The following is a 12,699-nucleotide window of genomic DNA, read 5'->3' as shown; positions in this document are numbered from 1 at the left end:
GACGGTACGGTGACTGGCCGTACCGTTCTTTCCATCGTACGTTCTGCCGGTTATAATCTCTGTGCTTTCATCCACACCTTACGGGACGACCTGTAAGCGTATCGCATTCGGGGACGGCCCCATCAAGGGGGTTCTGTGTCCTGGTTCGTTTTATTTATCGCCGGTCTGCTGGAAGTGGTCTGGGCGGTTGGTCTGAAATACACCCACGGTTTTAGTCGCCTGCTGCCAAGCGTGATCACGATTGTGGCTATGGTGCTCAGCATGGCGCTACTGTCATGGGCGATGAAAACGCTGCCCGTCGGTACCGCCTATGCGGTCTGGACGGGAATTGGCGCAGTAGGCGCGGCGATCACCGGGATCGTCCTGCTGGGCGAGTCCGCCAGCGCCATGCGTATTGCCAGCCTGGCGTGTATCGTTGTCGGTATTATCGGGCTGAAAATCAGCGCGCACTGACTAATAGCGCTGGTTAACCCAGATAAGTTTGCTGACGTCGAAGCCCTGTCGGGTGGCGATGTCCAGCATCTGTTGTTTCACTTCCGGTGAGACCTTTGGCGAGCGGGCCAGCAGCCACAGATAATCGCGGTCTGGCCCGCAGACCAGCGCGTAGCGATAATCTTTATCCAGGGCGATCACGTTGTAGCCGCCGTAGAAAGGGCCGAAAAAGGAGACTTTCAGCGCGGCACGGGTCGGCTGGCCGGTGAAGTAGGCCACGCCATCGGTTTTCTGCCACATGCCCCGATCGGGGTTATAGCCTTTGTTCACCACGTCCAGTCCGCCATCATCGCGTAGGCTGTAGGTGGCGGTCACTTTTTCAAGGCCACTTTCAAACTGATGGTCAAAGCGGGCTATTTCATACCAGGTGCCGAGATAGCGCTGGGTATCAAATGGACTGACCACCGTTACGCCTTGTGGCGGCGTTGGCGTGCTACAGGCAACAACCAGAAACGAGGCGGCAACAACCGCAATAATGGGCAGCACACGCATAGCATTTTCCTTGCTGGCTTTTTAGCTAAGTGTAGATTCTATCTGGAGAAAAGCGGGGATATTTTCTGCAAAAGAGAGCCCGATAACAGAATGCTACCGGGCTGCAGGGAGGTTAAATGAATAACACGCCAATCAGCGTCACAACGCTCAGGATCGCGGCCAGGCCGTAGAAGACCCACTTACCATTCGGAACGTGAATTTTCAGGTCGTGCATGGCGTGATGGATACGGTGTAGCCCGCACCACAGCGGCAGGACGATCATCAGGAAGATAAAGGCGCGGCCCACAAAGCTCTGGGCAAAGCCCAGCACGCGCTCGTAGCTGAATGCATCGCCCGGCGCCAGGCCTAACGGCAGCAGAATACCGACCAGCAGCACCATGACCGGCGCGACAATCGCGCCCCACATACCGCCTGCGCCAAACAGCCCCCAGAATACCGGTTCATCGGAACGTTTCGGGTTGGGATTGATCATTACAGCCTCCTTACCAGAACAGGGCAACAAACAGGATCACCACGGTCACCAGCGCGGTCACCACCCAAAGCCCTTTAATCACCGGCTCTGGCCCCATTTTTTCACCCTTAATAATGATATTGGCGGCTTTCGGCGCCAGCTCAAACCAGGTTTTTGTGTGCAGCAGCGCGGCACCCAGAGTGATCAGGTTCAGGACCACCACCACCGGGTTTTGCAGGAAGCCGACATAGCCAGCCCAGCTTTCTGCGCCATGCTTCAGGGCAAACAGACCGTAAATCAGCACGATACTGAACCATACCGTTGGCACTGCGGTTCCTTCACGCACCATATAGAAGCGATAAAACGGCAGTTTTTTCCACCAGGTGGACGTCATCGGCCGCACGTAGGGTTTGCGTTTAGTCGTCATCATGCACTCCTTAGCGTGGTTTCAGGGTCGCGATAAGAAAGTCTTTCGAGCTTTCTACCTTGCCCTGCTGAATGGCGGCTGCCGGATCGACATGCTTCGGACAGACTTCCGAGCAATAGCCCACGAAGGTACAGGTCCAGACGCCGTTCTGACCGTTAAGCTGCGCCATGCGCTCCTTCTTGCCGTGGTCGCGACTGTCTTCGTTGTAGCGATGGGCGAGGGTGATGGCCGCCGGGCCGATAAACTCCGGGTTAAGACCAAACTGCGGGCAGGCGGCGTAGCACAGGCCGCAGTTGATACAGCCGGAGAACTGATGGTATTTGGCCATCTGCGCCGGGGTTTGCTTGTTTGGCCCCTGATCCGGTGTGCGCGGATTACCAATGATATAGGGCTTAATGGCCTCCAGACTCTCGATAAAGTGGGTCATATCGACCACCAGATCGCGTTCAATCGGGAAGTTGGCCAGCGCCTCAACCTTAATGCCCTTGGTGTATTCGCGCAGGAAGGTTTTACAGGCCAGTTTCGGCACTTTATTGACCATCATCCCACAGGAACCGCAGATCGCCATGCGGCAGGACCAGCGATAGCTGAGGTCCGGCGCAAGGTTATCTTTGATATAACCCAGCGCGTCGAGCAGCGAGGTTTGTTCATCATAAGGCACTTCATAGAACGCGCTGTGCGGGGCGGTGTCCACTTCCGGGTTGTAGCGCACCACTTCAATTTTGAGGTTTTTCATCTCAGCCATTTGCCGTCTCCTTCTTCTCGGCTGCTTCCGCTTCTGCGCCATATACGCGTTTCGCCGGCGGCAGAGAGGTGATTTTCACCTCGCCGTACTCCAGGCGCGTGGTGCCATCCGCATCGCGGAAAGCCAGCGTATGTTTGAGGAAATTGACATCATCTCGTTCGGTGCAGCCTTCATCCAGACGCTGGTGCGCGCCGCGTGACTCTTTACGTGCAATAGCGGAGTGCGCCATACATTCGGCAACGTTCAGGCCATGGCCCAGTTCGATGGTGTAGAGCAGGTCGGTGTTGAAGACGCTGGAGTTGTCGGTAATGCGCACGCGCTTAAAGCGCTCCTGCAGCTCCGCCAGCTTATCGATGGTTTTCTGCATCAGCTCCGGCGTGCGATAGATACCGCAGCCTTCTTCCATCGACAGCCCCATTTCATCGCGAATTTTCGCCCAGTTCTCGTTACCTTCCTGATTGACGAGATCTTTCAGACGTTTTTCTACATCGGCAGCCTGCGCGTCCAGCGCCGCAACGTTCATTTCACCGGCTTGTGCAGCGCGCGTCATCGCCTGTTCACCGGCGAGGCGGCCAAATACCACCAGTTCTGCCAGCGAGTTGGAGCCGAGGCGGTTGGCGCCATGCAGACCGACGGAAGAACATTCGCCAACCGCGAACAGGCCTTTAATCCGCGTTTCACACTGCTGGTCGGTTTCAATGCCGCCCATGGTGTAGTGTGCGGTCGGACGGACCGGAATCGGCTCTTTCACCGGGTCAACGCCGACATAGGCTTTGGCCAGCTCGCAGATAAACGGCAGGCGTTCGAGCAGCTTTTTCTCACCGAGATGACGCAGGTCGAGATAGACCACGTCGCCACGCGGCGTCGGGATGGTGTTGCCTTTACGCCATTCGTGCCAGAAGGCCTGGGAGACTTTGTCGCGCGGGCCGAGCTCCATATATTTGTTTTTAGGCTCACCCAGCGGGGTTTCCGGACCCATGCCGTAATCCTGCAGGTAGCGGTAGCCATTTTTGTTGACCAGAATACCGCCTTCGCCGCGACAGCCTTCGGTCATCAGAATGCCGGAGCCGGGCAGACCGGTTGGGTGATACTGGACAAACTCCATATCGCGCAGCGGTACGCCATGGCTCAGCGCCATGCCCATACCGTCACCGGTGACGATGCCGCCGTTGGTGTTATAGCGATAGACACGTCCCGCGCCGCCGGTCGCCATAACCACCGCATTTGCGCGGATTTGCACCAGCGAACCTTCCATCATATTCATCGCCACCAGGCCACGGGCCTGACCATCGTCGACCAGAATGTCGAGGACGAAATGTTCATCGAAGCGTTGGATTTGGGGGAACTGGAGGGAGGTCTGGAACAGGGTATGCAACATATGGAAGCCGGTCTTATCGGCGGCAAACCACGTGCGTTCGATTTTCATCCCCCCGAAGCGGCGCACGTTGACGCTACCGTCCGGACGGCGGCTCCACGGACATCCCCACTGCTCAAGCTGGGTCATCTCCTCCGGGCAGTGGTGGACAAAGTAATCGACGACATCCTGTTCACAGAGCCAGTCGCCACCGGCGACAGTGTCGTGAAAATGGTACTCAAAGCTGTCATGATCCTGTGCAACGGCAGCAGAACCTCCCTCGGCCGCAACGGTATGGCTGCGCATGGGATAGACTTTTGAAATCAGTGCGATTTTGGCATGTGGATTTGCCTGCGCCGCGGCAATAGCGGCGCGAAGACCAGCTCCGCCAGCGCCAATAACAGCAAGATCGGCTTGAAAAGTTTGCACGACATTCCTCCAGTTTTTGTGTATTTCGCCGCCGGACTGGCGAAAAAGTATCACTGCTCCTTTATAGGTAAAGGAGTATAGCCGTAGGGTTGATGGGGAAAATTGATGTGTTCGATTTTTTTGTCAATATGTGCGCCGGTTTATCAGCTCTGGTGATGAATTCTCTTCGGCAGTACCTTTTCCGTAGGTCACCGGAGGGCCGGTTCGCACAAAATTTGTTTCACCCGACGGTTACGAGTAGACTTCGTGCCCTTGTATGAAATCGGAGAAAGTAACATGAGCGAGACGGCAACCTGGCAGCCGAGCGCGTCCATTCCAAACCTGTTGAAACGCGCGGCGATAATGGCGGAAATTCGCCGTTTCTTTAGCGATCGCGGCGTGCTGGAGGTGGAGACGCCTTGCATGAGTCAGGCAACGGTGACGGATATTCACATGTTTCCGTTCCAGACCCGTTTCGTCGGCCCTGGCTATTCGCAGGGGATGGATCTCTATCTGATGACCAGCCCGGAATACCATATGAAGCGCCTGCTGGCCGCGGGCTGTGGCCCGGTGTTCCAGCTGTGTCGTAGCTTCCGCAATGAAGAGATGGGGCGTCACCACAATCCGGAATTCACCATGCTGGAGTGGTATCGTCCGTGCTATGACATGTATCGGCTGATTAACGAAGTCGATGACTTGCTTCAGCAGGTGCTGGAGTGCCAGCCGGCGGAAAGCCTCTCTTATCAGCAGGCGTTCCTGCGTCATCTTGAGCTTGATCCGCTGTCGGCCGATAAGACGCAGCTGCGTGAAGCGGCGGCGAAGCTCGATCTGAGCAATATTGCCGATACGGAAGAAGACCGGGATACCTTGCTGCAGCTGCTGTTTACCATGGGCGTCGAGCCGCATATTGGTAAAGATCGCCCGACCTTTGTCTATCACTTCCCGGCCAGTCAGGCGTCTCTGGCGCAAATCAGCACCGAAGATCACCGCGTGGCGGAGCGCTTTGAGGTCTATTACAAAGGCATTGAGCTGGCGAATGGTTTCCACGAACTGACCGACGCGCGTGAACAGCAGCAGCGTTTCGAGCAGGATAACCGCAAACGTGCGGCCCGCGGTCTGCCGCAGCAGCCTATCGATCGGAATCTGCTTGATGCGCTGGCCGCCGGACTGCCGGACTGTTCCGGCGTGGCGCTGGGGGTCGATCGCGTGGTGATGCTGGCGCTGGGCGCCGAAAGCATCAGCGAAGTGATTGCCTTTACCGTCGATCGCGCCTGATGCCCAGCCGCTTCCCTTACCGAACGGGCTAAGGGAAGCGCGGGACAGGCTAACGGATATCGCGCCGTCTAGGCGCGATGGGTGTTACAGGCTCCCCGCCGTGCGGCTGGATTTCCCGGCTGACGTCAGCGCCCGGCTGCTTTTTCTGCCATCAATACTTTCCAGACGCATCTGGAACGGCGGGAACGGCATATCGATACCGTGTTCACGATAGCCGGCCAGAATCAGCTGGTGGAGCTCGTGACGCAGCGGCATACGATGCCCCATCTCGGCGGCGTAGATACGCAGCTCGAAAATCTGAATCCCCTGCTGCAGGTCGACGAGGAACGCTTCCGGCGCCGGCGTATCGATCACCAGCGAGCAGCGGTGGGCGGCGGCGATCAGGATCTGCGTGACCTCTTCGGTGTTGGCATCCGCTGGCGCCGGGATGGTTAACACCACGCGGGTGACCGAGTCAGAGAGCGACCAGTTGATAAACTGCTCGGTGATGAAGGCCTTGTTAGGCACGATAATCTCTTTACGGTCCCAGTCGCTGATGGTGGTGGCGCGGGTATTGATGCGGGTGACGCTGCCGGTCAGATCGCGGATCGTGACCGTATCGCCAATACGTATCGGTTTTTCAAACAGGATGATCAGGCCGGAGATAAAGTTGGCGAAGATCTCCTGGAGACCAAAGCCCAGCCCTACGCCGAGGGCGGCGACCAGCCACTGCAGCTTGGCCCATTCAATCCCAATCATCGAGAAGCCCATCAGGCCGCCAATCAGCATCAGCAGATATTTGGTGATGGTGGTGATGGCATACCCGGTCCCCGGGGTGAGATCGAGGTGTTGCAGAATCGCCAGCTCCAGCAGCGCCGGTAAGTTTCGCACCAGCTGGGTGGTGATAATCAGCACCAGAATGGCAATCAGCACGGCGCCGAGGGTAATCGGCTCCAGACTTTCAACGCCCTGCACCGTCGAGGTGACATCCCACAACGAGATATTTTCGAGGAAGCCGAAGGCGGAGTGAATTTCTGACCACAGAACGATCACCGAGACCAGCGCGATCAACATCAGCAGCGAACGGACCAGACGCAGGGACTGCGTACTGATCGCATCGAGATCGATTTCACTCACTTCGTTCTCCGCGGAACCCTCAGGGCTGCTGGAATGGGCGACGTCATCTTCCCCGCGAGCACGCTGAGCGAGAATTTCCGCCCGTCGATGTTTCGCGCGATCGAAGGCCAGCCGGCGGCGCTGAATCAGCATCCAGCGGCGAATGATGTGGTAGACCACCAGAAGCAGGAACCAGATAGCAACGGAGGTTTCCAGCCTTGCCAGCAGCGCCTGGGCGGTGGCCAGATAACCGATCGCCGCCGCCAGCATGGCGATTAACGGCGCGCCGAGCAGCAGGTTCCACAGCATGCGGTTAACCATGTTATCGCCGTTCCCGGCTTTATCGAGATAAAGCGGGATCCCGGCATGCTTCAGACTCAGGGTGACCAGCGCCAGCGCCCCGCAAATCAGCAGGAAGCAGAGGCGGCCGAGCGAAGCGGAAAACTCCCGGTCGTTAAGATTATCAAACATGATCAGCGCGATAATCAGCGGCACGATCAGGCCGATGCTCATCAGGTAGTAGCGCATGGCTTTGCTGACGCGACTGCGCGGCCAGCCGAAGTGCGCGATAAACAGGCCGTTCGGACGCGCAAAGGTGGCGCAAATCATCACCACCCACAGCAGCGGCACCGTGGCGGTGACGCTTTCGCCGATCGCCACCGCCAGCGGATAGGGCCATGCCGATTGCAGGCCGTAGCCCAGCGTCATCCACAGCACGGGGAGGGGAGAGGCCACCAGAATCGACCAGAACACCGTACGCAGCGTGAGCCAGAAATGATCCTGCGTGACTTTGCCGACGCGGGCGCTGGAGCGTTCGAGGAAGCGGGTAAAGTGGCGGCGCGAACTGATGCTGAAGCCGACCAGGATCAGCGCGCCAAACAGCGGCAGCAGCGTCTCCTTGCTGGTTAACATCATGGCGCTGGCTTTGCCAAGCTGGCTGACGGTATCGAGAGAGACCAGGCGGCGCAGGTCGTGGACGATTTCCAGCGGCCACGAAAAACCGATTGGGCTGACGTCCGACGTCCAGAACAGATAGCGGTGCGTTGCTTCGTTGATCTCTTTCAGCGCATCTTCCAGCTGACCGTTGGAGACCTTCAGCTTGGTCAGCTCCAGTATCAGCGTATCGCCGCCCTGGAGCAGCGAATTGAGCAACTCGGTTTGCGTGCGCAGCTGCGCTTCCAGAATGCGGCTTTGTTCACTGGTGAGCGGCTCGCCGTCCGCCTGGCGAATCAGACGCAGCTGCGGCTGGCTGCCGAGCAGATCCTCATAATGCAGACGCTGCACCCGGAGCTGCGCCATCTCGGTATCCAGCTGCTGCGGCTTCGGCGTTTCAGGCAGACGAGCTACCTGGGCGCGCAGGGCTTCGCCCAGCAGGTTGGAGGAGCCCAGCCACTGCGACTGTTCGCGCAGGGTATTCAGCGCCTGGCGCACCTGCAGCGTCTGGTTGGCCGCCTGACGCTGCTGCGAGGCCACCAGATCCATACGCTGGGCCTGCTGGTTCAGCGCCTGTGACAGCTCACGGTTGACTTTAAACTGGGCCACGAGCTCCGGCGGCAGGTTTTCACTGTTCTCTGCCAGCAGCTCGGTGCTTTCCAGCGCTTTTTCCGCTTCACGTTGACGCTGGCTATTGAGCTGATTGCGCAGCGCCTGCAGATAGCCGTCGAGCAGCTTGCCCTGCTTCTGCGCCAGATCGCCGCGCATCCGCGACAGCTCCTGACGATTGTTCGCCGAGAGCTGTGCCAGATCCAGTTCGTTCACCAGCGCTTTCAGGCGCGCAGATTCCGCCTGCAGACCAAGATTCTGCGCCTGTGCCAGCGGCGTATTGCTGGTTTGCGTGCCGACGCGGCGCTCAACTTCATTGAGCTGGCGACGCGCGTCGCTCTGCTGCTGCGGAAGCTGGTTAAGCGAATCGGCGATATCGCGGGCGCGTTCCTGCTCCTGCTGGGCCTGGCGGCTGGCTTCGAGCAGCTGACTGCTGACCTGCAGGATTTCCTGGTTCAGCGCATCCGTGGAGAGATTGGTTGAGACCTGGCGCGGCTCATCGGGCAGATTGCCGATCTGCGAACGCAGCGTCTGGAAAAGTTTGGGGAAATTATCGATAACCTGCTGGTACTGGCGCGCGCGCTCAAGTGAGGCGCTGCGTTCCTCGAGCGCGTTCAGTGCAGATTGTAAGGCTTCAACGGTACCAGGCTGAGCGGGTTTTGCCGCCTTCGCCTGTTCCAGTTCCTGAGCGATCTGTTTCGCATCGGGGGCTGTCGCTGCGTACGCCCCCAGACTGAGGCTCCAGGCCAGCAGGAAAATATATATCAGGCGCACGGCATAACCCTTTTTTGTCAGGAATTAACCTTCGTCTTGCGTCGCGTCGCTCAGTGGGCTGACGCCATCTGCGGTCGCGGACATGGTCTCTACGGCAGTTGCCAGCGGCTGGCCGAGTTGGGTGGCGGAGAGGCTTTTCAGCTGTTCAACCAGCTTCACTTTGCCCGGGGCAAACAGGTTGATTACCGTCGAACCGAGCTTAAAGCGGCCCATCTCCTGGCCTTTCAGCAGCGCGACGGAACCTTCGCTGTCGCCCGCCGGCCAGGTCCAGCGTTTGATAACGCCTTCACGCGGCGGGGTCACGGTACCGGACCACACGGTTTCAATGCTGCCAACAATCGTCGCTCCCACCAGAATTTGCGCCATCGGGCCAAATTCAGTATCAAACAGGCAGATAACGCGCTCGTTACGGGCAAACAGATTCGGAACGTTCTGTGCGGTCAGGTGGTTAACGGAGAACAGATCCCCCGGGACGTAGATCATTTCACGCAGGATACCGTTGCACGGCATGTGGACGCGGTGATAGTCACGCGGCGACAGGTAGGTGGTGGCGAAGGTGCCGTTGCGGAACAGATCGGCCATCTGGTAGTTCCCTGCCAGCAGCGCTTCCAGGGTGTAGTTGTGGCCTTTGGCCTGCAAAATTTTGTCATCTTCGATGGCGCCCAGCTGGCTGATGACGCCATCGGCAGGCATGACCAGCACGTTAGGATCGGTGTTCAGCGGACGGGCGTCTTCGCGCAGCGGGCGCACGAAGAAATCGTTAAAGGTGCGGTAGCTGGCGGTATCAGGCTTTTGCGCCTCTTTCATATCGACCTTGTAGCATTTCACGAACAGATCGATGACCAGCTTTGTCAGCCAACCCGCTCGTTTGCTCGCACCCCAGCCTGCGAGGCGGGTGAGCCACAGTTTAGGCAGAATGTATTGCAGTGAAAGTTTAAGATCGTTTAACAAGGTAGCCTCCAGGCCATGATTTGTCGTTCCTGACCCCGTCAACGTGCGGGGTCCTGAAAAAAGGGGACGATTCTAACGATGCTCAGCTTAAATGTCAGTCATCGGATGATGAAAAGCTTTTACGCGTTTTTACCTGTACCTGAGTCATGCTTTCCAGAATGCGGTGATAGTTTTCAAAACGGCTCCCGGCGATGTGGCCATTTTCTACCGCTTCACGAATGGCGCAGCCCGGATCGGTATCGTGCTTGCAGTCGCGATATTTACAACGGCCTAAATAATCATGGAATTCGACAAAGCCGTGGGTAATTTGTTCCGCCTCCAGGTGCCACAGGCCGAATTCGCGAACGCCGGGGGAGTCAATGACATCGCCGCCGTGCGGGAAGTGATAGAGGCGCGCGGCGGTGGTGGTGTGCTGGCCAAGTCCTGAGTTGTCAGAGACGTCATTGGTCAGGATCTGATCTTCATGCAGACCCAGCAGCGCATTCAGCAGGCTGGATTTACCTACCCCGGACTGCCCGGCAAAGATACTGATGCGGTCTGTGAGCGCTTCCTCAAGCGGCTTGAGGCCATCCTGAGTACGACTGGAAACCATCAGCACGCGATAGCCGATGCCGCGGTAGATATCCATCTGCTCGTTAACGAAGGCCATGCCGTCGGCATCCAGCAGATCGGTCTTATTGAGCACAATCAGCGGTTCAACGTCCAGCGTCTCGCAGGCGACCAGATAGCGGTCGATAATGTTCAGGGACAGCTCGGGCAGGATCGCGGAAACAATGACGATTTGATCGATATTGGCGGCGATGGGTTTGACGCCATCGTAAAAGTCCGGACGGGTCAGGACGGAGGTTCGGTCGTGTACCGCCTCCACAATCCCCTTCACATTGACGCCGTCGGCGGCATCTTTACCTGGTCTCCAGACGACGCGATCGCCGGTCACCAGCGAACGGATTGTGCGGCGAATATTGCAGCGGTGAACGCTACCGTCGGCGGATTCGACATCGGCATGCATGCCAAAGCGGCTGATGACGATCCCTTCGGAGGTTTCACCAAACAGGTTGTCATCGTAATCGGCCTTCTCCGAAGTCGTTTTCAGGCGGCGCTGGTGGTTGGCCTTCACGCGGCGCTGTTGGCCTTTGGAGAGTTTATTTTTACTCAATCGGACTGGCTCCTGGTCGCCCTAAGTGGGCAAAACCTCTATGATACACGCTATCTAAGATGAATATCGACCCGTCATCTTGCAAGATGCTGGTACGTTGCTTTGCCTGCATCCTGAAGTTTTACGGGCCAGAATTGTAAAATTATGGGTGGAAAATAGCATGAGTGCAGATGAAAACAACCTGATTTGGATCGATCTCGAAATGACCGGGCTGGATCCTGAGCGCGATCGCATTATTGAAATCGCCACTCTGGTGACCGATGCGCACCTGAATATTCTGGCGGAAGGGCCGACGATTGCGGTTCACCAGTCCGACGCGCAGCTGGCGCTGATGGATGAGTGGAACGTGCGCACGCATACCGGGAGCGGGCTGGTCGAACGCGTTAAGGCCAGCACCCTGGGCGATCGCGAAGCGGAACTGGCGACCCTCGAATTTCTTAAACAGTGGGTGCCGGCGGGCAAATCGCCTATCTGCGGCAACAGCATTGGTCAAGATCGCCGCTTCCTGTTCAAATATATGCCTGAGCTGGAAGCTTATTTCCACTACCGCTACCTCGACGTCAGCACGCTGAAAGAGCTGGCGCGCCGCTGGAAGCCGGAAATCCTTGATGGTTTTAAAAAGCAGGGCACCCATCAGGCGATGGATGATATCCGCGAGTCGGTAGCGGAACTGGCTTACTATCGCGAAAACTTTATCAAGCTGTAATGCCAGCGCCGGGGTCAGATGGCCCCGGCGTTGCTCTCTTATTTAAACCACTTCTGTTCCATCGCCTGGAAGTCAGGCGACGCCTTAACCACCTCCAGCGCAGCATTCATGGCATTGAGCAGCTCCGGATCGTCTTTACGTAGCGCAATGGCATATTGCTTGCCGTAATATTTCGGGTCGGTCGCTCGTTCATCCATCATGGCGTAGTCAGGATTCTCCTGCAGCCACGGGTCGAGGGTGGTCTGGTCACCCATTACCGCATTCACGCTCCCCTCTTTCAGCGCGGCCAGTGCACTGGCCTCATTGTCATACTCGATGACGTCGACCCCTTTTTGTTTATCGTGCAGATAGTGCTGATGGACGGTGCCTTTAACGACGCCTAGATTCTTGCCCTTCAGATCGGCGAAGCGGTGGGCGGCCCCTTTTTCCGTCACGACCACGCCGGAGAGCGTCTGACGATAGGGCTGGGTAAAGGCGACCTGCTTTTCGCGCATGGGGATGACTTCAATGCCGGCAATGATGGCATCGAATTTTTTAAAGCGCAGCGCGGGAATCAGCGTATTGAAGTCCTGCGGGGTAAATTTGCATTCGGCCTGCATCTGTTTACACAGCGCTTTGGCCAGATCGATATCAAACCCTGAGGGCTGGTTTTTCGCATTCACGGTTTCAAAGGGCGGATTGGCCGTCGTGGTGCCGAAATGCAGCGTCGTCGCAGATGCTGTCCCTGCAGCAAGCAGCGTGGTCAGCAGCAGGACGGAAAGCGCTCTTGTCATCTGAATTTCCCTGTTTGTCATGGTTGTTGACCGTTAGCGGGTATCGCGACCCGGAAAT

At 57.6% G+C, this 12,699-nt stretch carries 12 protein-coding genes; 3 read left to right on the top strand and 9 right to left on the bottom strand.

Going from position 1 to position 12,699, the window contains the following annotated elements:
* The first annotated feature begins 135 nt into the window (after window positions 1-135).
* Window positions 136-453 carry a quaternary ammonium compound efflux SMR transporter SugE gene (gene sugE / locus GRPL_RS22910; protein ID WP_032689854.1) on the top strand — a complete coding sequence of 106 codons (318 nt, stop codon included), beginning with the start codon at window positions 136-138 and terminating at the stop codon, window positions 451-453.
* On the opposite strand, the gene GRPL_RS22915 is transcribed toward sugE, so the two are convergent.
* The 5 genes from GRPL_RS22915 to frdA all read right to left on the bottom strand — a co-directional run bounded on the left by GRPL_RS22915 (window position 454) and on the right by frdA (window position 4,390).
* A complete protein-coding gene (locus tag GRPL_RS22915; RefSeq protein ID WP_032689853.1) occupies window positions 454-984 on the bottom strand; it encodes a lipocalin family protein in 531 nt (176 codons plus the stop codon).
* A gap of 112 nt (window positions 985-1,096) precedes the next feature.
* Entirely contained in the window at window positions 1,097-1,456 is a 360-nt protein-coding gene (gene frdD / locus GRPL_RS22920) for a fumarate reductase subunit FrdD (protein WP_032689851.1), read from the bottom strand.
* A 10-nt stretch (window positions 1,457-1,466) separates the two neighbouring features.
* The gene (gene frdC / locus GRPL_RS22925) at window positions 1,467-1,862 is read right to left on the bottom strand and encodes a fumarate reductase subunit FrdC (RefSeq protein ID WP_032689850.1); all 396 of its coding nucleotides are present in this window, start codon (window positions 1,860-1,862) and stop codon (window positions 1,467-1,469) included.
* A 10-nt stretch (window positions 1,863-1,872) separates the two neighbouring features.
* The gene (frdB, locus tag GRPL_RS22930) at window positions 1,873-2,607 is read right to left on the bottom strand and encodes a fumarate reductase iron-sulfur protein (RefSeq protein WP_032689849.1); all 735 of its coding nucleotides are present in this window, start codon (window positions 2,605-2,607) and stop codon (window positions 1,873-1,875) included.
* Entirely contained in the window at window positions 2,600-4,390 is a 1,791-nt protein-coding gene (frdA, locus tag GRPL_RS22935) for a fumarate reductase (quinol) flavoprotein subunit (RefSeq protein ID WP_032689848.1), read from the bottom strand. Before frdA ends, frdB begins: the two co-directional genes overlap by 8 nt.
* 276 nt (window positions 4,391-4,666) lie before the next feature.
* On the opposite strand from frdA, the gene epmA reads away from it, so the two are divergent.
* Window positions 4,667-5,644: an elongation factor P--(R)-beta-lysine ligase gene (gene epmA / locus GRPL_RS22940; protein ID WP_032689847.1), complete on the top strand. Its 978-nt coding sequence runs from the start codon at window positions 4,667-4,669 to the stop codon at window positions 5,642-5,644.
* An 84-nt stretch (window positions 5,645-5,728) separates the two neighbouring features.
* Here the strand turns inward: epmA and mscM are convergent, their stop codons facing one another.
* The 3 genes from mscM to rsgA form a co-directional block, all read right to left on the bottom strand.
* On the bottom strand, window positions 5,729-9,055 hold the full coding sequence (mscM, locus tag GRPL_RS22945; protein ID WP_032689845.1) for a miniconductance mechanosensitive channel MscM: 3,327 nt from the start codon (window positions 9,053-9,055) through the stop codon (window positions 5,729-5,731).
* Window positions 9,056-9,079: 24 nt separating this feature from the next.
* Window positions 9,080-10,006 carry an archaetidylserine decarboxylase gene (gene asd / locus GRPL_RS22950; protein WP_032689844.1) on the bottom strand — a complete coding sequence of 309 codons (927 nt, stop codon included), beginning with the start codon at window positions 10,004-10,006 and terminating at the stop codon, window positions 9,080-9,082.
* A gap of 94 nt (window positions 10,007-10,100) precedes the next feature.
* Window positions 10,101-11,162 carry a small ribosomal subunit biogenesis GTPase RsgA gene (gene rsgA / locus GRPL_RS22955; protein ID WP_032697143.1) on the bottom strand — a complete coding sequence of 354 codons (1,062 nt, stop codon included), beginning with the start codon at window positions 11,160-11,162 and terminating at the stop codon, window positions 10,101-10,103.
* Between the two features lie 160 nt (window positions 11,163-11,322).
* Between rsgA and orn the strand changes: the two genes are divergently transcribed.
* Complete coding sequence (gene orn / locus GRPL_RS22960; protein ID WP_004857009.1) at window positions 11,323-11,868, top strand: oligoribonuclease; 546 nt, start codon at window positions 11,323-11,325, stop codon at window positions 11,866-11,868.
* Window positions 11,869-11,906: 38 nt separating this feature from the next.
* On the opposite strand, the gene GRPL_RS22965 is transcribed toward orn, so the two are convergent.
* Complete coding sequence (locus GRPL_RS22965; RefSeq protein ID WP_032698340.1) at window positions 11,907-12,641, bottom strand: transporter substrate-binding domain-containing protein; 735 nt, start codon at window positions 12,639-12,641, stop codon at window positions 11,907-11,909.
* Between the last annotated feature and the right edge of the window lie 58 nt (window positions 12,642-12,699).

This window comes from Klebsiella planticola ATCC 33531 (assembly GCF_000735435.1).
Lineage (GTDB): Bacteria > Pseudomonadota > Gammaproteobacteria > Enterobacterales > Enterobacteriaceae > Klebsiella > Klebsiella planticola.
This window is presented reverse-complemented; position numbering and strand designations above follow the sequence as displayed.

Bases quoted from the DNA above. Each gene is read 5' to 3' on its own strand.
- orn (WP_004857009.1), top strand. From the start codon at position 11,323: ATGAGTGCAGATGAAAACAACCTGATTTGGATCGATCTCGAAATGACC.
- GRPL_RS22965 (WP_032698340.1), bottom strand. From the start codon at position 12,641: ATGACAAGAGCGCTTTCCGTCCTGCTGCTGACCACGCTGCTTGCTGCA.
- frdC (WP_032689850.1), bottom strand. From the start codon at position 1,862: ATGACGACTAAACGCAAACCCTACGTGCGGCCGATGACGTCCACCTGG.
- frdD (WP_032689851.1), bottom strand. From the start codon at position 1,456: ATGATCAATCCCAACCCGAAACGTTCCGATGAACCGGTATTCTGGGGG.
- GRPL_RS22915 (WP_032689853.1), bottom strand. From the start codon at position 984: ATGCGTGTGCTGCCCATTATTGCGGTTGTTGCCGCCTCGTTTCTGGTT.
- epmA (WP_032689847.1), top strand. From the start codon at position 4,667: ATGAGCGAGACGGCAACCTGGCAGCCGAGCGCGTCCATTCCAAACCTG.
- frdB (WP_032689849.1), bottom strand. From the start codon at position 2,607: ATGGCTGAGATGAAAAACCTCAAAATTGAAGTGGTGCGCTACAACCCG.